The sequence below is a fragment of the Engelhardtia mirabilis genome, assembly GCF_007748095.1.
GTDB lineage: Bacteria > Planctomycetota > UBA1135 > UBA1135.
The window spans coordinates 6222185-6243760 of record NZ_CP036287.1 but is presented as its reverse complement, the minus strand read 5'-3'; the positions used below and the strand labels follow the sequence as shown (position 1 = coordinate 6243760).

At 71.3% G+C, this 21576-nt stretch carries 19 protein-coding genes and 1 tRNA gene; 7 read left to right on the top strand and 13 right to left on the bottom strand.

Going from position 1 to position 21576, the window contains the following annotated elements; genetic code table 11:
- The first annotated feature begins 39 nt into the window (after positions 1-39).
- Positions 40-936, top strand: a complete 897-nt coding sequence (locus Pla133_RS23045) for an EF-hand domain-containing protein (protein WP_145069707.1) — start codon at positions 40-42, stop codon at positions 934-936.
- 121 nt (positions 937-1057) lie between these two features.
- On the opposite strand, the gene Pla133_RS23040 is transcribed toward Pla133_RS23045, so the two are convergent.
- The gene (locus Pla133_RS23040; protein WP_145069705.1) at positions 1058-1273 is read right to left on the bottom strand and encodes a ferredoxin; all 216 of its coding nucleotides are present in this window, start codon (positions 1271-1273) and stop codon (positions 1058-1060) included.
- Positions 1274-1542: 269 nt separating this feature from the next.
- Here Pla133_RS23040 and Pla133_RS23035 point away from each other — a divergent pair, with 269 nt between their 5' ends.
- Positions 1543-1980: a 6-carboxytetrahydropterin synthase gene (locus Pla133_RS23035; RefSeq protein WP_419191877.1), complete on the top strand. Its 438-nt coding sequence runs from the start codon at positions 1543-1545 to the stop codon at positions 1978-1980.
- Between the two features lie 106 nt (positions 1981-2086).
- A complete protein-coding gene (locus Pla133_RS23030) occupies positions 2087-4789 on the top strand; it encodes a hypothetical protein (protein ID WP_145069703.1) in 2703 nt (900 codons plus the stop codon).
- Between the two features lie 116 nt (positions 4790-4905).
- Here Pla133_RS23030 and Pla133_RS23025 read toward each other — a convergent pair whose 3' ends face one another.
- Entirely contained in the window at positions 4906-5604 is a 699-nt protein-coding gene (locus Pla133_RS23025; RefSeq protein ID WP_145069701.1) for an SDR family oxidoreductase, read from the bottom strand.
- A gap of 82 nt (positions 5605-5686) precedes the next feature.
- On the bottom strand, positions 5687-7747 hold the full coding sequence (locus Pla133_RS23020) for a thioredoxin domain-containing protein (protein ID WP_145069699.1): 2061 nt from the start codon (positions 7745-7747) through the stop codon (positions 5687-5689).
- Between the two features lie 85 nt (positions 7748-7832).
- Between Pla133_RS23020 and Pla133_RS23015 the strand changes: the two genes are divergently transcribed.
- A complete protein-coding gene (locus Pla133_RS23015) occupies positions 7833-8822 on the top strand; it encodes a DUF6624 domain-containing protein (RefSeq protein WP_145069697.1) in 990 nt (329 codons plus the stop codon).
- Positions 8823-8921: 99 nt separating this feature from the next.
- On the opposite strand, the gene Pla133_RS23010 is transcribed toward Pla133_RS23015, so the two are convergent.
- The 6 genes from Pla133_RS23010 to def all read right to left on the bottom strand — a co-directional run bounded on the left by Pla133_RS23010 (position 8922) and on the right by def (position 12937).
- A complete protein-coding gene (locus Pla133_RS23010) occupies positions 8922-10058 on the bottom strand; it encodes a porin (RefSeq protein ID WP_419191876.1) in 1137 nt (378 codons plus the stop codon).
- 240 nt (positions 10059-10298) lie between these two features.
- Positions 10299-10718, bottom strand: coding sequence for a hypothetical protein (locus Pla133_RS23005; RefSeq protein WP_145069693.1), 420 nt, complete (start codon positions 10716-10718; stop codon positions 10299-10301).
- Positions 10715-11023: a DUF971 domain-containing protein gene (locus tag Pla133_RS23000; protein WP_145069691.1), complete on the bottom strand. Its 309-nt coding sequence runs from the start codon at positions 11021-11023 to the stop codon at positions 10715-10717. The genes Pla133_RS23005 and Pla133_RS23000 overlap by 4 nt, the downstream gene beginning before the upstream one ends.
- Positions 11024-11172: 149 nt before the next feature.
- Positions 11173-11248, bottom strand: a tRNA-Phe gene (locus Pla133_RS22995).
- A 133-nt stretch (positions 11249-11381) separates the two neighbouring features.
- Positions 11382-12326 (bottom strand): bifunctional riboflavin kinase/FAD synthetase, encoded by a 945-nt coding sequence (locus Pla133_RS22990; protein ID WP_419191875.1) that lies wholly within the window; start codon positions 12324-12326, stop codon positions 11382-11384.
- Positions 12327-12349: 23 nt separating this feature from the next.
- Complete coding sequence (def, locus tag Pla133_RS22985) at positions 12350-12937, bottom strand: peptide deformylase (protein WP_145069687.1); 588 nt, start codon at positions 12935-12937, stop codon at positions 12350-12352.
- A gap of 204 nt (positions 12938-13141) precedes the next feature.
- Between def and Pla133_RS22980 the strand changes: the two genes are divergently transcribed.
- The 3 genes from Pla133_RS22980 to Pla133_RS22970 all read left to right on the top strand — a co-directional run bounded on the left by Pla133_RS22980 (position 13142) and on the right by Pla133_RS22970 (position 15212).
- Positions 13142-14473, top strand: a complete 1332-nt coding sequence (locus tag Pla133_RS22980) for a tetratricopeptide repeat protein (RefSeq protein WP_145069685.1) — start codon at positions 13142-13144, stop codon at positions 14471-14473.
- Positions 14474-14577: 104 nt separating this feature from the next.
- Positions 14578-14835, top strand: a complete 258-nt coding sequence (gene rpsT, locus Pla133_RS22975) for a 30S ribosomal protein S20 (protein WP_145069683.1) — start codon at positions 14578-14580, stop codon at positions 14833-14835.
- Between the two features lie 32 nt (positions 14836-14867).
- Complete coding sequence (locus Pla133_RS22970; RefSeq protein ID WP_145069681.1) at positions 14868-15212, top strand: hypothetical protein; 345 nt, start codon at positions 14868-14870, stop codon at positions 15210-15212.
- 106 nt (positions 15213-15318) lie between these two features.
- Here the strand turns inward: Pla133_RS22970 and Pla133_RS22965 are convergent, their stop codons facing one another.
- The 4 genes from Pla133_RS22965 to Pla133_RS22950 form a co-directional block, all read right to left on the bottom strand.
- Entirely contained in the window at positions 15319-16893 is a 1575-nt protein-coding gene (locus tag Pla133_RS22965; RefSeq protein WP_145069679.1) for a prenyltransferase/squalene oxidase repeat-containing protein, read from the bottom strand.
- A 135-nt stretch (positions 16894-17028) separates the two neighbouring features.
- Positions 17029-18252: a hypothetical protein gene (locus Pla133_RS22960; protein WP_145069677.1), complete on the bottom strand. Its 1224-nt coding sequence runs from the start codon at positions 18250-18252 to the stop codon at positions 17029-17031.
- Between the two features lie 120 nt (positions 18253-18372).
- Positions 18373-19944 (bottom strand): prenyltransferase/squalene oxidase repeat-containing protein, encoded by a 1572-nt coding sequence (locus Pla133_RS22955; RefSeq protein ID WP_145069675.1) that lies wholly within the window; start codon positions 19942-19944, stop codon positions 18373-18375.
- Between the two features lie 480 nt (positions 19945-20424).
- Positions 20425-21471 (bottom strand): peptidylprolyl isomerase, encoded by a 1047-nt coding sequence (locus tag Pla133_RS22950; protein ID WP_145069673.1) that lies wholly within the window; start codon positions 21469-21471, stop codon positions 20425-20427.
- Between the last annotated feature and the right edge of the window lie 105 nt (positions 21472-21576).

Here is a 21576-nt window from a genome sequence, read left to right as displayed (position 1 = left end):
GTCAGTCAGCCCGCGCGCCTTCCGACAGGACTTCTGTCCATGCACCACCTCCTCGGCCAGATCGCCCTCGGCGGCCTCACGCTGGCGCTGCTCGCCGCCGGGGCTCCCGGTGCAGGCGCCGGTCAGGAGCTTGCGACCGACGGGCCCGGAGTGCGGCTGACCGAGCAGGAGCCCGTCGCCGATCCCTTGCCTGGCCCCGCCGGCCATCGCCGGGCCGCTAGCGCCGCCAATGCCGCCAGCCACGACCTGCGCCGGGCCAGCGCCACCTTCGGTCGCGCCGACTCCGACCGCGACGGCTCGATCGGTTGGCTCGAGGCAGTGCGCACGGGGCTCTCCAGCCGCGAGTTCCGCGCCTTCGACGCCGACACCGACGGCTCCGTGTCGCGGGACGAGTTCATCGTCGGCTACCGCCGCCTGGTGAACGCCGCGGGCCAGCGCACGGCACCCGACCTGGACGCCGAGACGACCCGCATCGAGGCCTTCAGGCGGGCCTTCCAAGCCCAAGCCCAGCACCGCGCGAGCGTGGCGGGCGACAACCAGCCGAGCGGGCCCGGGGCTCGGCGCGTCCAGGACGCGCGCAGCGACGCGCTGCCCTCCGAGGAGCAGATCCGGGCCCTCGAGGCCAGCGAGCCGCCGGCGGGACCCGCGGCCCGGCGCCGCGCCGCGTCCCAGGGCGCGCCTGGCGCCGAGTCCGAGCGCGGCGCCGTCCCCACCGCTCGACCGGGCGGCGGAGCGAGCCCTGCGCCCGGCGGCCAGCCGGCGCCCGTCGTGCGACCGACGCCCGCCACCAGTCGCGGCGCGAGCCCGGTCGGTCGCTCCGCGCCGTCCGAGCAGCCGGCCAGCCGCCCCAGCGGCGGCACCGAGCGCCCGAGCGGCGAGCGCCCCCGACCGACGCCCCAACCCGCGACCGAACGGGGACGGGGCGGGCCGCGCTAGACCCACCAACCAGGGGCGGACGGAGCGACCCGCGCGGGTCGAACGGCAGCGGGCCCGCCGGGGAAGTCCTCGGCGGGCCCGCTGTGGTGTTCGCGGGGAGGCTCGGGCCCCCGCGTGCGGCTCAGTCCTCGTCCATCTCGATCACCTCGACCGGGCAGGACTCGACCGCCTCGCGGATCTTGTCGTCCATGTCCGCATCCCCGGTCAGGAGCTTCTCGTGGCCCTTGACCACGCGCGAAGTGTCGCCCGCGGGCACCTCGAAGACCTCGGGGCAGAGGTCTTCGCAGAGGTTGCAGGAGATGCAGCCCTCGACGATCCAGACACGTTTGATGCTCATCGGGAGAGGTGGCGCCGGGGAGTCGGTCCGGGGACGCCGAGCCGGGCAGGTTAGCGATCTCATCGACCCGAGGGACCGCCGACTCAAGAATCTACCGTGCGCGGGAGGTTTGGGCGTGTGTAGGCGTTCGTACGGTGCCAGGCACAAAGCCGCCGCCTAACGGGGTCCGGCTGCCGCCGTCGGCGGCAGCCGGACCCCGTTAGGCGGCGGCTTTGTGCCTGGCACCGTACGAACGCCTACACACGCCGCGAAGCGTCTACATTCCCCCCGTGACGAACCCCGAAGTCGAACTGATCCACCGCACCCGCTTCAGCGCCGCCCACCGGCTGGAGAACCGCTCCCTCTCCGAGGCCGAGAACCGCTCCCTCTACGGGCCCTGCTACGGCGACCACGGCCACGACTTCCACCTCGAAGTCTGCGTGCGCGGGTCCGTCGATCCGCGCTCGGGCATGGTCGTCGACCTGGTGGACCTGATGCGGGTGGTGCGCGAGCGGGTCTACGAGCCGTGCGATCACAAGCACCTGAACCGCGACGTGCCCTTCCTCGAGGGCACGATCACGACGGTCGAGAACGTGGCCCTGGCCCTGTGGGCCGAACTCGCCGAGGGCTTGGCGGGTCTGGGGAGCGCGCGACTGACACGCCTGCGCCTGTGGGAGGGGCCCGACTGCGCGGTCGAACTCGACGCCGAGCGCGGCACCGCGCCCTGAGCGTCGAACCCGGCGGGCGTGGCTATCGGCAGCGCGCCACCTCGACTAACGTCGAAGGGCCTTCGGAGCCGCTACTGGGCTCCGACCTTCCCTCGAGAAGTCGACGATGCTCAACCTTTCCAACGCGACCGGCCTGGCCCTGGCCTGCGCCCTCTTCGTTCATTCGCCCCACGCCGGGGCCCGTCAAGCGCCCGGTGACGGCTTGGCCTGGCTGCCGACCTTCGGTGCGGAGCCGGGCACCGACGGCTACGTCGCCGAGCTGGCCCTGCTCGACGTGGGCACGGGTCCCGCCCTCTACGCGGGCGGCGACTTCACCATGGCCGGAGGCGTCCCCGCCTCGAACGTCGCCCGTTGGGACGGCTCCGCCTGGAGCGATGTGGGCGGCGGCGTCGGCGGCGGTCCGGTGAACTACGTCAACGCCATCTGCAGCTTCGACGACGGCACGGGTCCCGCGCTCTACGTCGGCGGCAGGTTCGCGACCGCGGGCGGTGTCGCGGCGGACTCCATCGCACGCTTCGACGGCAGTACCTGGACCGCCCTCAGTGGCGGTCTGTCCTCCGTCTTCACCGGCGTGCAGCCCTTGGTCTCGGCGCTGATCGTCCACGACGACGGCTCCGGACCCGCGCTCTTCGTCGGCGGCACCTTCACCCTTGCGGGCTCGACCCCGGTCTTGAACATCGCCAAGTGGGACGGCACCCAGTGGTTCCCGGTGGGCTCCGGGGTGGGTTACCCCTCGAGCGGCGTGCGCGACCTGGAGGTCTTCGACGACGGCAGTGGTCCACGCCTGTTCGCGGGTGGGCAGTTCAACGGAACTGGATTCGATCCGGTCCCTCACCACGTGGTCGCTTGGGACGGGGCGACTTGGACGCCACTGCCGAGTGGGCCCGATGGGATCGGCTCGTCGACGGGCACCTACGTCCAGACCCTGCGGACGTTCGACGACGGGACGGGCCCCGCGCTCTTCGTCGGCGGCGACTTCAGCGAGGCTGGAGGAGCTCCGGCATCGGACGTGGCCCGTTGGGACGGCAGCGCCTGGAGCGCCGTCGGCACGTTAGCGGTGGGGCAAGATCTCAACCTCGGCGTGCGGGACCTCGAGGTGTGGGACGACGGCAGCGGGCCGCACCTGGTCGCTGCCGGGGTCTTCGCAATGCAGGGGCCGGTCTTCGACGGGGTGCCCAGGCAGTGGAACGGCAGTACGTGGGCGAAGCTCGGGAACGGCCCCGTCGGAACCAGTCGCGCCCTGGCGGCCTGGGACCAGGGCGCCGGTCAGCAGCTCTACACCGGCGGCGACTTCGAAAACACCGGGCCGTTCATGCCGAAGGCGGTCAACGACATCGCCCGCTGGGACGGTAGCGCCTGGTCCGCCGTGCCTGAGTCGACCACGGCGGTCTCCGGCGGGGAGGTTCGAGCCCTGGCCGACTTCACGGTCGGCGGCACACCCCTGCTGGTGGCCGGCGGCACCTTCGTCAGCGCGGGGGGCTCGACCGTCAACGCCATCGCAGCCTGGGACGGCAGTGGCTGGAGCCCCCTGGGCAACCCGTTCAGCGACGTGCTCGTGAACGCCCTCCTGGCATGGGACGACGGCAGCGGCGAGGCCCTCTACGCCGGCGGTTTCCGTTCCTCACTCTTCCAAGGGCCCGGGCACCTGTTGCGTTGGGACGGGGCGAGCTTCTCAGGCGTGGGGACGGACGGCCCCACGGGCCAGATCCACTCCCTGTGCGTGTTCGACGACGGCTCGGGTCCGGCCCTCTACGCCGGCGGCGCCTTCGTCGAAGCGGGCGGCGGTCCGGCCAAGTACATCGCCCGCTGGGACGGCGTGAGCTGGACGCCGGTGGGCACCGGGCTCAGCGGCCCGGCCTACGCGATGGTCGTGCATGACGACGGGACCGGTCCGCAACTCTACGCGGCCGGGGGGATCACGATGGCGGGTGGCGTCGTGGTCAACGGGATCGGGCGCTGGAACGGTTCGACCTGGTCGGCCGTGGGGTCCGGCGTGGGCAACACGGCGCGGTCCTTGGCGGTCTTCGACGACGGTTCGGGCCCGGCGCTCTATGTCGGGCGGGGCGGCAACAGCCCCGGGTTGGGCTTCGTCCGGCGCTGGGACGGGAGCACGTGGGCGCCCGTCGGCGAGGACGACGACTTCGACGACGGCGACACGGTCTTTGCCCTGACGAGCTTCGACGATAGGGCGGGGCCGGCGCTGTTTGCCGCCGTGGGTCCGGGTCCGCCCCTCGGTCCGAGCCAGGGGCGAGTCGCGCGCCTCACCGGCGGGCAATGGGTCGACCAAGGCGCGGGCCTCGACCACCAGGGCCTCGCGCTCCACGTCTCGTCGGTCGCGGGCGAGGCTGAGCTCTACGTCGGCGGCACCTTCAGGAACAGCACCGCCGGGGACGCCGCCTTGGCCCGCTATGGACCGGCCTCGGTGCTCGCGGTCACGGGCTGTGCCGGCAACCCCGCAACTCTCGCGTCCAGCTCACCGGTCGCGCCCCTGGGCGGGAGCCTGAACCTGTCGGTCGAAGGTGGACAGGCGATCGGCGGCGCCGCGCTGCTCTTCGCCGGCGCTTCTGGCCTCGACCTGGGCGGTTGCGGGCTCGCGCTCCCGGGGCTGGGCGAGTGGCTGCTCAGCCTGCCGCCGCTGCTGCTGGCGAGCGGCGACCTGGCGTCGGGCGGCGCGAACTTCGCCGTGGCGATTCCTGACGACCCCCAACTCGCCGGCGCGACCGTGTGGCTCCAGGCGGTCGCGATCGACCTGGGACTGCCCGCGCCGATCGAGCTGACGGACGCCCTCGCGGCCACGCTCGGCGGCTGACACGCGGCCGGCTCCGATCTTCACGGGCCAGCGAAAATGGAACGGTGGGTGGGCGCCCTGCGCCCACCCACCGTTCGTTCCGCCTACTTGCGGCCGTCCAGCCCCGCGGAGATGCGTCAGCCCTTGGCCGGGATCTCGACGTCCGTCGGCCGTTCGGCTGCCGCCCAGGCCTGGTACACGGCTTCGGCCACGTCCTCGGGCGAGAGCATCTTCGAGCGATCCCAGTCGCCGTCGACGCCGTCGAAGATCGTGGTGTCCGTGGCCGGCGGGTAGACGGTGGTGACGTCGATGCCCTGGGCCTTGAGGTCCTCGCGCAGGGCGTTCGAGAAGCCCACCAGGCCGGCCTTGCTGGCGCAGTAGGCGGTGTTGCCGGCGAAGCCCTGGCGCGCGGCGACCGAGGCGATGTTGATGATGTGCGGCCGCTCGGCGTCCTCGAGGTACTCGAGGGACTCCGAGGTGACCAGGAAGGCGCCGGTCAGGTTGGTGCCGATCATGAACTCCCAGTCGCCCGGCCGGACCTTGTCGAAGGGCTTCACGTCGAACACGCCGGCGTTGTTGATCAGGACGTCGATGCCCTGGTCCATGAACTCGATCGCGCGCCACACGGCGGCCTCGACCGAGCCGTGGTCGGCCACGTTCATGTTGGCGGCCAGGCCCTGACCGCCGGCGGCGTCGATCTCCTTGGCGACCGCGTCGAGCTGGTCGGAGGAGCGGGCGGCGACGACGACGCGGGCGCCCTCGCGGGCGAAGCGCAGGGCGATGGCGCGGCCGATGCCGCGGCCGCCGCCGGTGATGAGGACTCGGGGGGCTGCCATGGTGGTCTTTCGGGGGGGGCCGGAACGGCGCGGGTCGCGGAGTCTACACGACCCGCGCGGCTCGCTCGCGGACCAGGGGCCCTCAGCTGAGTTGGGCCACCAGGGCTGCCGCCGAGTCCACCGGCAGGTCGCAAGCGCCCCGGCGGCACACGTAGCCGCGGACTTCGCCCCGCTTCGGCGCGCGTCCCGCCAGGAGGGGCAGCAGTTCGGCGTCGCCCTCAGCCGTGGCCAGGGCCACCACGCGATCGGGGTCGAAGCGCGCGCGCAGGGCAGCCAGCATCTCCGCCGCACGGGGATCGTCCGCGGCTCCGGCGACGACGACCTCGCGCAGGCCGGCCTCGCGGCACGCCACCACCTGCAGGAGCTGGCCGAAGGCCATCGGGTAGCGGTTGGCCAGCTCGCCCACGGACTCGATCACCCGGCTGGCCTCCTGGTCCAGATCGGCGCGACCCGTCAGCGCCGCCAGACGCGTGAGGTTGCCGGCATGGACCGCGATGCCGGCGGGCAGGGCTCCGTCGTGGGGGTTCTTGAGCCGCACCAGGAGCTGCTCGGAATCGGCGCCGACGGTGAAGTAGCCGCCCCGCTCGTCGTCGCGGAAGCGCTCTGCGAGGACGCGCTCGAGGGCCAGGCTCTCGCGGATCCAGCGCGGGTCGAAGTCCGACTCGTAGAGGTCGAGCAGGCCGCTGATCGTGAAGGCGTAGTCGTCGAGATAGGCATCCAAGTGGGCCCTCCCGTGGCGCGCGGTGGCGAACAGGCGCCCGTCGTCCTGGCGCATGCCCTCGAGCAGGTAGCGCGCCGCGTTCCGAGCCGCGGTGAGGTAGCGCCCGTCGCCGAGCACCTGGTGGGCCCGGGCCAAGGCGCCGATCATCAGCCCGTTCCAAGCGGCCAGGACCTTGTCGTCGGTGGCCGGGCGCACGCGCTGCTCGCGCGCGGCGAACAGCTCGGCCCGCGCGCCCTCCATGGCGCCGGTCAGGCGATCCACGTCGACGCCGAGCTCTCGGGCCACTTCATCGGGCGCGCCGTGGCGCCACAGGGCCGAGGAGCCGTGCTCGAAGTTGCCGTCCGGCGTGACTCCGAACCAGGCCGCGGCCCAGCCACCCCGCTGCGGTCCGAGCACCTCGTTCAACTGCTCCTGCGTCCAGGCGAAGAACTTGCCCTCGACGCCCTCGCTGTCGGCGTCCTGGGTGCTGGCGAAGCCGCCCTCGGGCGTGACCATCTCGCGCAGGACCCATTCGCAACACTCCCTCGCCACCCGCGCGTAGCGCCCCTCGCCGCAGATCAGGTGCGCCTCGAGGTAGGCCGGGATCAACAGGGCGTTGTCGTACAGCATCTTCTCGAAGTGCGGGATCAACCAGCGCTCGTCCGTGCTGTAGCGGTGGAAGCCGCCGCCGAGCTGGTCGTAGACCCCGCCCTCCGCCATGCGATCGAGGGTCAGCCGCGCCATGTCGAGCGCCGGCTTCGAACCGCTGCGCTTCCAGTGGCGCAGCAGCAGGCGAATGTCCATCGCGTGGGGGAACTTGGGCGCGTCGCCGAAGCCGCCCCAGGTGGCGTCGAAGTTCTCGGTGAGCTGCTCCAGCGACTTGTCGAGCAGGCCCTCGTCGAGGCTCGTGGCCGTGGCGGCTCGGGCCTCCTGGCTCAACATCTGCGCCATCTTTCGACCTTGCCCCCGCAGCAGCTCGGGGTCCTTCGCCCAACGCTCTCCGATCGCCGTCAGGATCTGCCCGAAGCCGGGCATCCCCTGGCGTCCGACCGGCGGGAAGTAAGTACCGCCGAAGAAGGGCTCGAGCTGTGGCGTCAGGAACACGCTCATGGGCCAGCCGCCCTGGCCGGTCATGGCCTGGACCGCCTTCATGTAGAGCTCGTCCACGTCCGGTCGCTCCTCGCGGTCGACCTTGATGTTCACGAAGTGCTCGTTCATGAGCCGCGCGAGCTCCGCGTTCTCGAAGGACTCGTGCTCCATCACGTGGCACCAGTGGCAGGCGGAGTAGCCGACCGACAGGAAGATCGGCCGGTTCTCGCTCCGCGCGCGCTCGAGGGCTTCTGCGCCCCACGGGTACCAGTCCACGGGGTTGTGGGCGTGCTGGAGCAGGTAGGGGCTGGTCTCCCTAGCGAGGCGATTGGCGGGGCGGTCGGAGTCGGTCATGGGCGCGGTGGGCGGTGGGGCGTGCTCGGGGCGCGGGTTGCGGACCAGTTCACAACATCCAGGGTCAGCCCGCGTAGGCGATCCCATGACTGCTCAGCCCCGGCCCGCCCGCGTGCGCCCCCGCCAGCTCGCCTCGCCCCTGTTCCGTGCCCTGGCCCTCGCAGCCGCCGGGGGACTCCTGCTCGCGGGTTGCGCCAGCCCGGTCGGCGGGGAGCGGGCATTGGTCGGGGTGTGGGAGTCGGCCGAGGCCGATGCTGCGAACGTCCTCTCGATCGCGCCGGGGCGCGTGGTCTGGCGGCGCGACGGACAGACCCAGTACCACCTGGCCCGGCTGACGGAGCACGGACTGGACCTCTTCCTCTACGGGAGCATCGATCGCGTGCCCGTGCGGCGGACCTCGCAAGGCCTGCTCGTCGGGACGGAGCCGGGAGTGCTCTATCGCCCCTCGAACTTGAAGCCGGCGGCGCTCGAGCTCGAGCCCCTGGTCGTGGTCGAGGCGCCGCAGCTGCCCGCGGATCGGCGCAAAGCCATCGCCGCCGAGCTGATCGAGCGCGGCGAGCGCGACCAGGCGGTGCGCGAGGAGCTGCAGTCCGGTTCGTCGTCGGACGTCGTCTCGCGCATGGTCGCCATCGACCGCGAGAACACCGCGCGGATGGTCGAGTTGCTCGGTGAGGTCGGCTGGATCGACCCCGAGCGCTTCGGCGACGAGGCGGCGCGGGCGGCCTTCCTGATCGTGCAGCACTCGGGCGACAAGGCGTTGATGGCCGCCGCCCTGCCCTTCGTGCGCGCCGAGTGGCAGGCCGGGCGAGTGCCTGGTGGCCACTTCGCCCTGATGTACGACCGGCTCGAGTTGGGGCTCGGTCGACCCCAGCTCTACGGCTCGCAGATCTTCTCCATGGGCGAGCAACCCCAGGTCGTCGCACCCCTGATCGATCCGGTGGGGGTCGACGCTCGCCGCGCCGAGGTCGGCTTGCAGCCCCTGGCCGAGTACCTGGAGTTCTTCCGCGGCGAGACGGGCGTCCCGGCCCTGTTCGACTGGGACCTGGCCCCGGTGATCCCGACGGCGAGCGACTGACGGACTGCCCGGTCCGGGCGCGCACCCGAACGTGAAAGGGGCCCCGCGACGCGCGCGGGGCCCCCCTCGTCGTTCACGCTCCGCCCGCAGGCGGCGTGTCTAGTTGGCCTCGGCGGACATGCCGATGGTCAAGCCGAGCTTGAGGTAGCTGCCCTTGGCGGCGGCCACGTCGGAGTCCGTGTCGACCCAGTTCAGCTGCCACTTGATGTCGTGGCCGGAGACGTAGTAGTTCAGGCCCACGGTCCAGCGGGTCGGACCCATGGCCGAATCGACGTCTTCCCAGCGCACGCCGGCTTCCCAGTTCTGTTCGGCTCCGAACAGGTAGCTGGCGTAGGCGCCGAGCACCTGGGCGGAGTCCATGCCGAAGTCGGCCGCGAGGGCCGCGTCGTCGTCGAAGTCGAAGTACTCGACGCCCAGACCGAAGGGACCGTAGTTCCCGCGGTAGTCGGCGCCCCAGATCGTGCCGCTGCTGCCGGCGCCGTCGACGTCACCGTCGCTGCCCCAGAACAGGCCGAAGGTCCCGTTGGCTTCGTTCTCGACGCCGTAAGCACCCTCGGTGACGCTGCCGCCGTTGCCGAGGGCGTTGATGTCGATGCGCGCGCGGAGGTCGAGATCGTCCTCCGGGCCGTCGTTGCCGTTGAGGACGCTGAGCGCCCACTCCAGCTCGGGATACTCCTGGTTGCCGTAGGAGCCGTCGATCTGCAGACCCAGGTCGAACTCGTTGAACTGGCGTCCAACGATGCTGCGGTCGGCGAACAGGAGTCGGCCCTGGTACACGTCACCCGAGAAGGCGTCGCGCGAGTTGAACTGACCGATCTGCACGCCGAAGGCGTCGGAGAACTGCCAGCGCGCGTAGGCGTCGAGCAGCTCCGCTTGGAACGTCTGCCCGTCGGGGGGCGGACCGGCCTCGACCGGGAGGCCACCTGCCCCCTCGGCGAAGTCCATCGAGAGTCGCCAGTCGAACTGGCCGTAGTTTCCGGAGGCGAACAGGCGCGCGTCGTCCAGGACGAAGCCGCCGAACTTCTCGCCATCGACGTTCGGGAAGTCGGACGAATCGACGTAGGCCGGGCGAATGAGCACGCCGACGTCGACTCCTGACCCCTGATAGGCCGCTGGACCCCCCAGCCCTCCGAGCTGGGAGTCGAGTTCGAGCCAGTCGTTGTCGGCCTCGTTCCCCGCCATGGCGGTGGGGACCCAGGCCACAGCGAGGGTGGCTCCTAAAAAGAGAGATCTCATGAGATGAAGCTCCGAGTTGGAACGATCGCGGGATGGGGATTCCATCGAGAGAACCTGACGCGCAGATCCCTCGGAGCGCGGCGTCGCCCACGCGGGGCGTCGACGCATTGCGTGCAAGCGTGACACAGCGGGGGCGGTCTTGCGAAGGGTCCTCGCGGGCGTTTCGTGGCGCCGACCGCGGTCAGGGGCACGGCGCATGGGGCGCCCGCCTGCGGGAGAGCGTCCTCCTCGCCCTTCCGGCTACAGACGCGCTTCCAGTTCGCCGTCGCGGGCGGAGACCCGCTCGCGCAGCGCCTCCGGGACCGGCTCGCCGAGGGCGTCGCTGGCGCAGAACAGCGCCTCGAGGTCGGTCCGTGCGTCGGATAGGTCGGCCGGGTCGCTGGTGGGGTCGTCCAGCAGCGCCGCGAAGTCCCGCTCGCGGGCGATGACGCCGACTGCCACCGCCTCGCGCCAGTTGGCGCCGCTGGGGTCCACCAGGTCGACCAGCACCGAGATGGTCTGGTCGACGCCGTCGAGGGAGCCCTCGAGCAAGAGCCGTCCGAGGGGCACAAGCACCGCCACGGCCAGGGCCGGGTTCGGCTCGACCCCAGCGCTGAGGCTGCGCTGCAGCGCGCCCATCGCCGCTTCGAGCGCGGCGGCCGGTGCTGCTTCGCCGCTCACGCGTCGCCCGCTGCGCGCAGCATTCGGTAGGGGAAGATCCCCGTGGAGTGCCCGTCGCTGAAGTCGATCGAGAGGGCGTAGTGCCCGACCAGCGCTACGTCGCGTGTGGTCAGGTCCGCGGGCGTGGTAGCGGCGTCATGGCGACGGATGCCACTGTGCTCGTCGACGCAGTGGGCGCAGGGGCAGAGGTTGCGAAGCTCGACCGCCGTGAATGTGGTCGAGCCGCCGTCGGCCCATTCGATGGCGAGCTTGGTCGGGTCGCTCTTGGTGATGACCCGCGGTCGGTGGCGATCCGTGGCAGTCATGTCGACACCTGCTCGTGACTCGGTCGTTCGTGACTACGGCTCGTCACTCGGTCTCGGCCCCCGCACCCCCGCGGCGCGTTCGCGCACCCCCGCGGCGCGTTCGCGCGAGAGAGCGCCGCAACTGGCGTGCAACCGACGGGGAGCGCGAGTGGTGGCCAGAGCCGGATTTGAACCGGCGACCCCTTGATTTTCAGTCAAGTGCTCTACCAACTGAGCTATCTGGCCGTTCGCGGCCGGGGATTGTCCCGATGGCCGGGGGCGCCGTCAACCAGGCTCCTCGACCTGAGTGGACGAATAACTTCGCAGGGCACTTTCGGGGGCACCACTCGGCCCGTCGATGCGGGTCCGCGAGTCTTCCTCAGGCCGACAGCCGCTCGCGGGCGGCGCGCACGTCGAGGGCGATCTGGGCCACCAGGTCGTCGACGCTGTCGAAGCGCATCTCGCCCCGCAGGGCGGCCGCGAACTCCACCTCGATGCGCCGGCCGTAGAGGTCCATGGAGTCGTCGAGCAGGTGCACCTCGACCCGCGGATCGGAGTCCATCGACCCGTCGGTGACCGTGGGGCGGAAGCCGATGTTGGTGACCGCCCGCAGGGCCGGGCCCCGGGGCCGGGTCTCGTCGTCGGCCAGCACCCGGGCCCAGCAGGCGTAGACCCCGGTGGGTGGGTGCAGGCCCTGCATCAGGTTGAGGTTGGCCGTGGGGAAGCCCAAGCGGCGGCCGAGGGCGTCGCCGTGGACCACGCGGCCGAGGACCGAGACCGGCCGGCCGAGCATCGCGGCCGCGCCGGAGAGGTCCCCCAGCTCGACCGCCTCGCGGATCGCCGTGCTGGAGACCGGCCGCTGGTCGACCACGACCTTGGGCGCCACCTCGACCCGGTGGCCCAGGCTCTCGAGGAAGGCGGGCGAGCCCTCGCGGCCGCGCCCGAACTTGCTGTCGAAGCCCAGCACGAAGCGCTTGGCGGCCAGACCCTCCACCAGGAGCTCGCGGGTGAAGTCCGCGGCCGAGAGGTCGCGCAGACGCTGGTCGAAATTGAGCGCGACCACGTGCTCGATCCCCAGGCGGCGGAACAGCTCGATGCGGTACTCGAGGGTCGTGATCTGCTTCGGCGAGCGCCCCAGGAGCACCTTCTTCGGGTGCCGCCGGAAGGTCACCACCGTGGGCACCGCGCTCTCCTCGCGGGCCACCTCGACGTTGCGGGCCAGGATCGCCTGGTGCCCCAGGTGGACCCCGTCGAAGACGCCGATCGAGACGACCGAGCCGCCGGGCGGGGGGCTCAGTCGCTTGGCTTCGAAGGTCGTCTGCACCGCTCGTCCGGGGGAGCGCCGGATCAGCGGCGCGCGCCGGGCAGTCCGCGGCGCGGCGCGACGCCGGACTTGGCCGCGGTCGCTTGGGCCCGGCGGTGCTTGAACTCGCAGACCAACTCCTCGAGCGCCGCCCGGTGGCGCGTCTTGTCCGCCGGCGACATGCGATCCACCAGCAGCACTCCCTCGAGGTGGTCGTACTCGTGCTGGACGATCCGGCTGGGGAAGCCTTCGAACTCGGCCTCGAACTCGTTGCCCTCGAGATCCTGGGCGCGGACCTTGCAACGGTCGGGGCGCTCGACCTCGGCGTAGATGCCGGGGAACGAGAGGCAGCCCTCCTCGTAGACCGTCGTCGACCCGGTGCGCTCCAAGATCGTGGGGTTGACCAGGATCAGGTCGTCGCCCGGCTCGCCGGTGGCGTTGGCCACCAGGATGCGCCGCTTGAGGCCCACCTGGGGCGCGGCCAGGCCTACGCCCCCGGCCGTGGCCATGCAGCGGAACATGGCCTCCACGATCGCCTTCAACCCGGCGTCGAAGTCGGTCACCGCCTCGGCCCGCTTGCGCAGGACCGGTTCGGGATACAGGGTCAGGTCGAATTCGAGCTCGTCGGCCATCGTTGGCGCTGGTCGGGAGGCTGACTGGAGGGCGAAGGGGCGCCGCGCGGGGGGCGGTCGGAGATTCGGTCGGCCCCGGGCGAAGCGAACGATAGTAGGCCGCCGCCGCGCGGGTAGGAAGGGGCAGCGGCGCGCCTGCGTTGACCCCCGGGACCCCCCGGGATACCTTCCCGCGCCCTTTTCAGGGCCCACCTAGCCCCATCCGTGGACTTCTCCAAGCACCTGCAAAAGGCCGACGAGGCCATCCGGCGCAAGAACTTCGACTTCGCGGTCGAGCTCTACCGTCAGCTCCTGGACGTCGATCCCGATCAGGGCGAGGCCCGGGCCGGCCTGCGCTCGGCCCTGAAGAAGCGCCACGACGCCAAGCCGCCGGGCCGCTTCAGCAAGGCCCTGCGAGGGGCCCTGCCCCTGTCCAAGGCCCACGCCCTGTTCAAGGCCAAGAAATACATGGCCGCCGCGCGGGCGCTCGAGGACTACCTGAAGGCGGCGCCCCTCGACGAGGAGGCGAACCTGCTCCTGGGGGAGTCGCTGGAGCTGGCCGGCCACAAGCACTCGGCCAAGGCGGTCTACGAGTTCGTGGCCGAGATCAGCCCCAAGAACGCCGAGGGGCTCAAGCGCGCCGGGGCGATGATGTCGGCCACCGGGGACCACACCCGGGCCCTGGAGTTCTACGAGCGGGCGCTGCAGGCCGATCCGCGCGACCAGGACGCCCTCAAGGCGCGCAAGAACCTGGCGGCGGAGATCTCCCTGACCCAGGGCAACCTGGACACGGCCAGCCACAGCCGGGAGCGCCTGGCCGACGCCGACCAGACCCGGGTGCTGGAGCGCCAGAAGCGCCTGCACCTGTCGGACGACGAGCTGCGCGACGAGCTGCGGCGCCTCGAGGACCGCTTCGCGGACAACCCCTCGGACCCGGCGCTGATGGTGCAGATGGCCGAGATGCACGAGAAGCTCGGGGATCCGGAGGCGGCCTGGGACCTGATCGATCGGGCCAAGGACTACCGCCGCGACGACTTCGACCTGGTCAGTCGGGCCGGCGACCTGCGCTCGAAGGTGCTCAAGCGCCAGATGAGCGCGGCGGACAAGGACGGCGACGCCACCCGGGCGGCCGAGCTGGAGGCCGAGTTGGAGGCCCACGAACTCGAGGACCTGCGGGCCCGCACGGCCTTGCGCCCCGGCGACGCGACCCTGCGCCTGGGCCTGGCCCGGCGGCTGCTGCGGTCGGGGGATCCCGACGGGGCCCTGGCCGAGCTCCAGAAGGCCCAGGACGACCCCCGTCTGCGGCGCGAGGTGCCCGAGGTCAAGGCGCGCTGCTTCCTGGCCAAGGACTTCCCCGACCTGGCCGCCAAGGAGTTCCAGAAGGCGCTCGAAGGGCTCAAGGACAGCGAGGAGCGAGCCAAGGACATCCTGTACACTCTGGGGCTCCTCGCCGAGCGCCAAGGTGACCGCGAGACCGCCCGCGTCTGGTTCGCGAGGGTCTTCGAGGTCGACATCGGCTTCCGCGAGGTCGGCCAGAAGATGGAGTCCCTGCGCTAGGGGCTCCGGCCGCGACAGATCCACTTCCGCTTCCCGCGCATCGGGAGGCGTAGCCAAGACAGCAACCTGAGGGCCCGCCTCGACGGCGCCCCGACCCACACCCCATGCCGAACACCGCACAAGCCAAGAAGCGCCACCGTCAGGACGAGGAGCGTCGCCTTCGCAACAAGACCCTGCGCACCCGCATGCGCACGGCGATGAAGAAGGTGCTGGTCGCCGAGTCGCAGGAAGCCGGCAACGAAGCCATGCGCGCTGCGGCCAAGCAGATCGACAAGGCCGCCAAGCAGCACATCATCCACGCCAACTCGGCGGCGCGCTACAAGAGCCGCCTCGCCAAGCGCGTCGCGACGATCGAAGCCTGAGCGGATCGGGAGCCCCGAGACCCTCCAGTTCCATGGCCAGCTCGTTCGAGTCCAGCGACAACCAATCGCACCAGCACCTGAAGCCCCTGCGCGTCCCGAGCCTCAAGGACGGGATCTACGCCACGGCGAAGGAGCTGGTGGAGGATCTCCCCGGGTGGAGCCTGATGTCGGAGGACGAGGCCAATGGGGTGCTCAACTGCGAGCGCAAGGCCCGCCCCTTGAGCGGCAACTCGCGGGTGACCATCAAGGTCGAGGGGCCGGAGGGCGTGCCTTCGACGACGGTGACCCTGCGCTCTGAGTCCGACGGGGGCCTGCGCAAGTGCGACAAGGCCAACATCGTCGAGTTCATGAAGCTGCTGCACCGACGCGTGGTCTGAACGATCCGGGCGTCCGGTTGGGCGTACGGTGGCGTGGGCGTACGGTGGCGGGACCATTTGGCCCACGCCACCGTACGCCCAACCGGACGCCCAGCCACCGGACGGCTCAGTGCTCGTCCAAGCGCTCGTAGCGGAAGAACACCTCCAGCGACAGCACGCTGATCGCTGTGGCGTAGACCCGCCCGCCGTCCTCGCCCCAGGGTCCGATCGGATCGAAGGACCCTTCGAAGCAAGCGGGTGACTGGCGCTGGGCCGGCAGCAGGGTGTCGACCAGGGCCTTCTCCCAGCGCTTCCAAGCCGACGGGTGGCTCCCGCCCAGTTGGAACAGGGCGTAGCTGGCGTAGTACCAGTAGTAGAGGTCGACGCCGGCGCCGTCCTCGGTCCAATGGGGCGGCAGGGCGAGCAGCAACTCGACGCCTCGATCGATCGCTTCGCGCGAATGGTCTGTCGCGGCCAAGGGCTGGTCGAGGGCGTCGGAGGCGAAGGCGCGCGTGAGCAGGCCCGCCGCGGTCATCGCTTCGCTGAGCTCCGCCGGGTAGACGTCGATCAAGTGCTTCGGTCGCGCCACACCCTCGCCCGGTTGCATGTAGCCGGTGCGGCCGGTGGCCGGGTCGGTGACCTCGTCGATCCACCCCAGGGCGTCGCGGAACGCGGCCGGATCGGTGGCGAGCCCCGCCTTGCGCGCGGCCGACAGGGCCAGGACCATCCAACCGGTGACCGACGTGTCGGCCGTGCCGTCGGGCGGGTACTGGTAGCGCCAGCCGGTGTAGGCCGAGCGCGCGCGCTGGGCGAAGTCGATCGCGCTCTGCGCCGCGCGCCCGCGCATGGGCGCCGGCGCCATGGCCTGCGCCTCGCACAGGGCGAGGGTCGCGATCGCGTGGTCGTAGATCGAATTCGAGCTGACGGCGACACCGATCCGACCGGAGTCGGTGTCCTGACTGCGCCGCAGCCAGGCCAGGCCGCGGCGAATGTTGTCGGCGTAGTCGCCGCTCTCCGGAGTGTCGCCCCAGCCCATGAAGGCCAGCACGGCGAGGCCGGTCAGGCCCACGTCGTGCAGGGGCGATCCTTCACCGTCGGCCGGGGGTCCACCGCGGTCGCACTGGTAGGCGAAGTCGTCGCCGTCCCAGTGGCCGTCGGGGGACTGGTGCTCGGCCAGCCACTCGAGGCCGAGTGCGATCGACGTCAGCACGGGTCCTGGGGTCTGCGGCCTGCGACCGGGGCGGCCGACAGCTCCGCCGCCGCCCAACCCCCCGCCGGGGCCGATCCCGATCACGGCGTTGTTGTTGTTCGACGGCGCGAAGGGCGCTTCGAACGGGTCGTCGGATTCCGCCGGGTCCTCGGAGATCGCGTCGACGTCGCTGACGTTCTCGACGACCTGCACCGGATCTTCGATCGGCACGGGGATCTTCTCGATGATCTCCTCGACCTCCGGTTCGACGAAGACTTCGTCGGGCGGATCGATGCGCGCGTTGAGGATCGGAACCTCTTGGCTCTGCATCGCGCTCCAGGGGATCGCCGCGAGCATGAAGTACAACACCAGGTGCATCGCGAAGGAGATCGCGAGCCACGGGGCCCGCTCCATCCAGTCGTAGAGCACGTCGTGGAACGAGTCTTCGGGCTCGTAGGCCCGGATCGAGCTCGCGCCCATTGCATCGACGCCACGTGTCGAACGCTGCACCATCGCAGCCCTCCGTGATTCGGATTCCTGGCGTCCGCACCGCGCGCCTTGTGCGCGCGGCGCCGGTGCGCCTCGAATCGAGGAGAAAGCCGCGGTTCCTGTCTCGTGCAGTACGGAACGGGCGATCGCCCGACAGGTTCAATCTCGATCGAGCGGCTCGTTCCCGGCGCGCGCTTCGATCGCGAGCAGCGCCAGGGCGGTGGCCTCGACGCGGCCGCCGTCGAGCCCGGCCACGGGTGGAAAGGATCCGCCGATGCAACCGGAGAGCGAGCCGCGCGTCTCGAGGATCGCGGCGTCGAGGGCGCGCTCCAAGGGCTGCCGCGCCGCGTCGTCGAGCTCGCGCAGAAGCCACGCCGCACACCAGCGCTCGGCCGGATCGGCGACCAGGGGTTGCAGGCCTTCGGGCGTCAGTCCGGCCGCGATCGCGGCGCGCCGGCCATCGATCTCGGCGCCGGCGGGCAACAGGCGCAGGCCCAGGGCGACAGCCATCGGTCGCAGTTCGGCGCCCTCGGCGCCCTCGGCGCCCTCGGCGCGGAGGCTGGCGACCATCGCTCCGACGGCGTCGGCCGGGACGGTGAATTCGGCGTCGCGCAGGATCGCCACGACCGGCGGCAGCCAACGGATCGCGCCGGCCGGCAGATCGCGCTCGGTGCGAGCCCTATCGGTGGCTGCGACCGGGCGGCCCTGCGCCGAGCCTCCCTCGCCGGCTGCTCGGTCGCCGTCGGCGCGCGAGCCCTCGACCGCGGTGACCAGATGCTCGACCGCAGCCCGACAGGAGGGGGCCAGGATCGGATCGCGGGTCAGGGCGCAGGCGTCGCACAGGGCCGCGGTGGCGAGGGCGTGGGTCTCGAGGGCGAGGGCCGGCGGGACGGGCGCGATCTCGAGACCCGGGGCGGTCTCCGCGCGGCCGATGGCTCCGCTCTCGGCGTCCTGCTGCCGTCGCAAGAAGGCGACGCCGGCGCGCACCGCGTCCGCGTGCTCGCCGTCGCGCAGGGACTGGGCGCCGCCGGTCAGGGCCAAGAGGGCCAGGGCCGTGGCCCGCACATCGCCATCTTTCGGGCCGGGGCCACCGCAGGGCTCGTCCGCACACAGGCTGCCGAAGCCGTCGGCGTCCCAGGCCCCGTCGGGGCGCTGGTGACGGGCCAACCAGTCCAGGCCGCGGTCCACCGCCGCGCACGTCTTGCGTGGCAGCCGGTCCAGGGCGCCGGTCCGGCGCTTCAACTCGCCGCTGGTTCCGAGCCCCAGGACTCCGGTCTGCCCACCTCCGGTGTCTGGCTCCTGGGGCGGGCCCGCGGCGAGTGCGGAGCCGGGGACGAGCAACAGCAGCGTGGCGGCGACGAAGTGCGAGCGGATCGTGACCATGGCGCGAGTCTAAGGCCGGCTGCCGATCCGCGCAGGCGCGCCGAACGGACGAGGCCCGCCGGTCCGGGGACCGGCGGGCCTCGCCTGGGCACTCGCTCAGCGCGTGGATGATCGCGCGGATCAGCGCGAGCCGAGCACCTTGCCGTAGCGGAAGTACACCTCGAGGCACAGCACGCCGATGGCGGTGGAGTACACGCGTCCACCCTCGTGACCCCAGGGGCCGATCGGGTCCCAGCTACCCTCGAAGCAGGGCGGCGAGGTGCGCTGGCTGGGCAGCAGGGCATCGGACAGGGCCTTCTCCCACTTGGTCCAGGCGCTGCTGTACTGCTCCGACAGTTGGTACAGGGCGTAGCTAGCGTAGTACCAGTAGTACATGTCGTTGAGGGAGCCGTCCTCGCTCCACTCCGGCAGGTGCTCCATCATCAACTCGATGCCGCGCTCGACGAGCTCCTTCTGGCGGTCGTCGTCCTTGATCGGCTCATTGAGGATGTTGGCGATGAACACGCGGCACAGCACCGACACGGCGGTCAGGGCTTCGGTGTACTCGGCCTTGTAGAACTCCTGCAGGTGGCGCGGACGCGCGCTGCCCTCACCGATCTGGGTGTAGCCGGTGCGGCCGGTGGTGGGGTCGGTGACCTCGTCGAACCACGAGAGCGAGCCGCGGTAAGCGTCCGTCTCCACGTTCAACTTGGCGTCCTGGGCGGCCGACAGGGCGAACACCATCCAGCCGGTCACCGACGTGTCGTTGGTGTTGTCCGGCGGGACCTGGTAGCGCCAGGCCGAGTAGGGGTTGCGCGCGCGGTGGATGTAGTTGACCGCGTTCTGCGCCGACTTCTTCAGGATCGGGTTCGGCGCGCCGTACTGGGCCTCGCACAGGGCCAGGGCGGCGATGGCGTGGTTGTAGATGAAGTTGCTGGCGGTCTGCTCGCCGATCAGGCCGGTCGAGCGATCCTGCTGCTTCTGCAGCCAGGAGATCCCGGAGCGGATCGTCTCGTGGTACTGACCGTCGTTCATCGTGTCCCCGAAGCCGAGGAACGCGAGCAGGGCCAGGCCGGTCAGGCCGACGTCGTGCAGAGCCGAGCCCTCACCGTCCGAGTAGGGCGGTTCCTTGTCGCACTCGACCGGGAAGTCGTCGGCGTCCCAGTGGCCGTCCTCGCTCTGGTGGTCCTTGAGCCACTCGAGCCCGGCCAGGAGGGCCTTCTCGACGCCCTTGCCGACCTTCTTGCGACCCGAGCGACGCCCGCCCGTCTTGCCGCCACCGCCACCGGCGCCACCGCCGATACCGATCACGTCGTTGAACTGGTTCGAGTCGAAGGGGCTCTCGGGGAGGTCCGAATCGAGGTCTTCCGAGACGTCGTCGGTCTCCTCGACCACCTCGGAGTCCTGGATGATCGGCTCCTCGATGATCTCCTCTTCGATCTCCTCGATCTCCTCCTCCTCGGGCTCCTCGAAGATCTCCTCCGGCGGGGTGATGATGTCGGCCTGGAGGATGACCTCTTCCTTCTTGCTCATCTCGTCCCACGGGATCGCGGCGAGGATGAAGTAGAAGACGATGTGGGCCGCGAACGAGATCGCCAGCCACGGAGCGCGCCCCATCCAGTCGTACAGAACGTCGTTGAACGTCTGCTCCTCCTCCCAGGGCTTGGGAAGGGTCGTCTCGACGTGGATGTGGCTGTAGTCCTGTTGGCTCATGACCGGTGGGTGGGGGCCGATTGCTGGGGCGAGGCCGGTAACGGGGAGGGCTGGGTCTCGGACGGGCTGGTCTCGGGCGGGCTGGTCTCGGGCGGGTCGGGTCTCGGGCGGGTCGGGTCTCAGGCCGCGACGCTGACCGAGTCAGTGGGGACGGCCCGGCGATGGGGGGTCTGGACGAGGAGGTCTGGACGAGGAGGTCTGGACGGGGAGGTCTGGACGGGGGGGGGCCTAATCGGACGTTAGGACCGAGCCGGCTGGCTGAACCGTCTGGTCCAGCCCTTTCGACCCGCATCCTTGGGCGCCCTTTCGCCGCTCCTCCGGTTCCGGCCACCCTCGGAGCTGGCCCGACTCGGAGTGATCCGGACGGATCCCCCCTCGACGTTCGGACCCAACGGTCGGCGGTTCGAGGGGTTCAGAGTATAGCGGCGAGAATTTCGCCTGCCTCCCCCTGACCCCCTCGGAGGGACCCGGGAATGGGGTTCACCGGCCCTGCGGACGGGCCGGCGGCTGGATCATCGGGTGGATCCAGGAGTAGGAGTTGCGGGCCAGCTCCAGGCGCCGAATCTCGAGCAGGCGCTGCTCGCGTTGCTCGGTGACCTGGTCCCGCAGCTTGCGCTGCAGGGTCGGCGTGCGGAACTCGGGCGGCGGTTCGCCCTCCTGGCGCTCCAACAGGCGCACGATCTGCACGCCGTTGATCCCACCGGTGCGGTCCACCAGGGGCAGGGCCTCGGAGATCGCGCCCGGCGTCGCGCCCTCGATGAAGGTCTTGAGGGCCGGGATCAAGGCGGGCACGGGCACGTTCTCGACCACCCCGTCGGTCTCCCGGTGGGCGGCGCTGTACAGGTCGACCATCTCGCGGAAGCTGGCGCCGGCCTCGAGCTCGTCGAAGATCTGGGCCGCCATGGCCTCCGAGTTCTCCTGGCCGCCGGTGGCGCTGTTGTTCAGCTCGAGCACCTGCAGGGTCACCGTCTCGGGCCGCGACAGGGTGTCCTTGGCCAGTCGGTAGACCGTCCGTAGCTCCCCAGGTCGGATGAACCTGTCCACCTCCGGCCGCCCCCCGGCGTAGTTCTCGTCGCCCACCACGTAGGCCTCCCACTGGCCGCGGTAGAGCTGGTCGCGGGTGGCGCGCTCCATGTCCAGGGGGTCGATGCCGGAGGCCTCGAGGGCGTCGCGGTAGCCGACGACCCCGCGGGCGTCCTCTTCCATCTCGCGCCGGTAGCGCACCTGGGCCTCGACCATCTCGGCCGGGACCTCCAGCTCCTCGCCGGCCTGGGCCGTGAGCAGGGCCATGACCTCCGAGCGCATGACCTCGAAGCGCAGCTCCTGCTCCTGCTCGAGGGTGGCCACCGGGTTCTGGGCCTTGGCCATCTGGACCGAGCGGTCCCACTGCTGGCGGGTGATGACGCGGTCCCCGGCCACGGCCAGGACACCGTCGACGGCGATCCACTCTGCGCCCTGGGCGGCGGCACCGGGTGCCACCGGCGGTCCGGCGGTCTGGAGCACGAGCAGCAGGCTGGCGGCGATCATGGGCGCCATCTTCGCCCGTCCACCGGGCGTGCCGCAACAGGCTCGCCGCCCGCGCGGTCGGCCACCGGGTCCCGTCCGGGACCGCGACGCCGACCGAAGCCCGTG

Coding starts and splice junctions, on each gene's coding strand:
- Pla133_RS23045 (WP_145069707.1), top strand. CDS start 40: ATGCACCACCTCCTCGGCCAGATCGCCCTCGGCGGCCTCACGCTGGCG.
- Pla133_RS23040 (WP_145069705.1), bottom strand. CDS start 1,273: ATGAGCATCAAACGTGTCTGGATCGTCGAGGGCTGCATCTCCTGCAAC.
- Pla133_RS23030 (WP_145069703.1), top strand. CDS start 2,087: ATGCTCAACCTTTCCAACGCGACCGGCCTGGCCCTGGCCTGCGCCCTC.
- Pla133_RS23025 (WP_145069701.1), bottom strand. CDS start 5,604: ATGGCAGCCCCCCGAGTCCTCATCACCGGCGGCGGCCGCGGCATCGGC.
- Pla133_RS23020 (WP_145069699.1), bottom strand. CDS start 7,747: ATGACCGACTCCGACCGCCCCGCCAATCGCCTCGCTAGGGAGACCAGC.
- Pla133_RS23015 (WP_145069697.1), top strand. CDS start 7,833: ATGACTGCTCAGCCCCGGCCCGCCCGCGTGCGCCCCCGCCAGCTCGCC.
- Pla133_RS23010 (WP_419191876.1), bottom strand. CDS start 10,058: ATGAGATCTCTCTTTTTAGGAGCCACCCTCGCTGTGGCCTGGGTCCCC.
- Pla133_RS23000 (WP_145069691.1), bottom strand. CDS start 11,023: ATGACTGCCACGGATCGCCACCGACCGCGGGTCATCACCAAGAGCGAC.
- def (WP_145069687.1), bottom strand. CDS start 12,937: ATGGCCGACGAGCTCGAATTCGACCTGACCCTGTATCCCGAACCGGTC.
- rpsT (WP_145069683.1), top strand. CDS start 14,578: ATGCCGAACACCGCACAAGCCAAGAAGCGCCACCGTCAGGACGAGGAG.
- Pla133_RS22970 (WP_145069681.1), top strand. CDS start 14,868: ATGGCCAGCTCGTTCGAGTCCAGCGACAACCAATCGCACCAGCACCTG.
- Pla133_RS22965 (WP_145069679.1), bottom strand. CDS start 16,893: ATGGTGCAGCGTTCGACACGTGGCGTCGATGCAATGGGCGCGAGCTCG.
- Pla133_RS22960 (WP_145069677.1), bottom strand. CDS start 18,252: ATGGTCACGATCCGCTCGCACTTCGTCGCCGCCACGCTGCTGTTGCTC.
- Pla133_RS22955 (WP_145069675.1), bottom strand. CDS start 19,944: ATGAGCCAACAGGACTACAGCCACATCCACGTCGAGACGACCCTTCCC.
- Pla133_RS22950 (WP_145069673.1), bottom strand. CDS start 21,471: ATGATCGCCGCCAGCCTGCTGCTCGTGCTCCAGACCGCCGGACCGCCG.